Source organism: Roseovarius atlanticus, assembly GCF_001441615.1.
GTDB lineage: Bacteria > Pseudomonadota > Alphaproteobacteria > Rhodobacterales > Rhodobacteraceae > Roseovarius > Roseovarius atlanticus.
Genome location: NZ_LAXJ01000052.1, coordinates 1 through 1,179, shown reverse-complemented (window position 1 = coordinate 1,179; position 1,179 = coordinate 1). Strand labels below are relative to the sequence as shown.

The following is a 1,179-nucleotide window of genomic DNA, read 5'->3' as shown; positions in this document are numbered from 1 at the left end:
CCGCCGACGACCTCAAGGACGGCGCGCAGAAGATCGTGAAGGCTGTGAAGGGGTGATACGAATGTTCGGAATTCGGAACCTAGCCGCCCTAGTTCTTTTGACGGCCTCTTTGGCCGCGTGCGACGACACTCCGTCACCGGCAAGCGAGGTGGCGCGCATTCAATCGCTTCCCGAAGTTCCCGTTGATCAAGCGATCAAGAACTTCCGCGACGTTTGTGTCCGGGGTCGGGAAAACCGGCTTGGCGAAGCGGTGATCTTCTCGCAGACAACGGTTGGAAATGGACAGCCAGTCTGCGTCATGCGAGCGCGCCTGCCAGAGGGTCTGAACGCATTTGCCGAAATGCGGAACCGTTTCGGAAATGGTGAACCCGTTGGAAACGGACTGGTAACGCGGTTTCCCGGCTTTCCCGGAAAACCTCTGCTTTTGCTGCAAGGGGCCTCAAACGGTGGTGGTGCGGGTACGTATCAAATGGGCGTGCTGCAATAGAAAAGTGATGACAGCATGAGCTTCCGAAACTTCACGATCCTGTTTGCCGCCACGCTCCTGTTTGCCGCTTGCGGGTCCGGCGGCGACGGGATCTCGCGCACCGGCACCGATCCGGTCAGCCTCGACCGCGTGATCACGCTCAACGACAGCATCTGCGGCCCGACCCGCCCCGATTTTGCCGGGGCAAAGGCGCGCATGGTCGCCGAGGGGCTGACGGTCGAGGAGGGCGGGCGCAACTTCTCGCCCACCAGTGCCGTCTCGGCCGCCGTCACCCGCACCCCCGAGGGCCGGACGTTCTGTGCCGTCAGCGCGCGGTTCCCGGGCAATGTCTACACGCTGGAACAGGCCATGACCGAGCGCTTCGGCGCGCCGCGCATGACCGACCGGATCACCCCGCCCGCGCGCGTCTACAACCTGGGCGCCAAGGGCAACCTGATCCTGGTGATCCGGGGCACGCCGGGCCGCACCGTGACCGCCTATGACCTCGGCTATGCCACCGGCATCTGAGGCGTTCGACATATCCGTGCGCGGGGGCTGAGCCCCGCGCGCCAAGACCAACAAGCCCCCGGTCGCCGGGGATAAAGACCATCAAGGAAGGAGACGCCACATGGCCGTTCTCGTCGACAAGAATACCAAAGTCATCTGCCAGGGCCTGACGGGTTCGCAGGGCACATTCCACACCGAACAGGCCA

At 63.5% G+C, this 1,179-nt stretch carries 2 protein-coding genes and 1 pseudogene; all 3 read left to right on the top strand.

Annotation, left to right across the window (positions count from 1 at the left end):
* On the top strand, positions 1-487 hold a 487-nt coding region (locus XM53_RS23860), incomplete at its 5' end, for a hypothetical protein (protein ID WP_236544623.1).
* A gap of 15 nt (positions 488-502) precedes the next feature.
* Complete coding sequence (locus XM53_RS22245; RefSeq protein WP_057796985.1) at positions 503-994, top strand: hypothetical protein; 492 nt, start codon at positions 503-505, stop codon at positions 992-994.
* 100 nt (positions 995-1,094) lie between these two features.
* A pseudogene (locus tag XM53_RS23650) lies at positions 1,095-1,179 on the top strand (succinate--CoA ligase subunit alpha); the annotation flags it as partial.

Bases quoted from the DNA above. Each gene is read 5' to 3' on its own strand.
- XM53_RS22245 (WP_057796985.1), top strand. From the start codon at position 503: ATGAGCTTCCGAAACTTCACGATCCTGTTTGCCGCCACGCTCCTGTTT.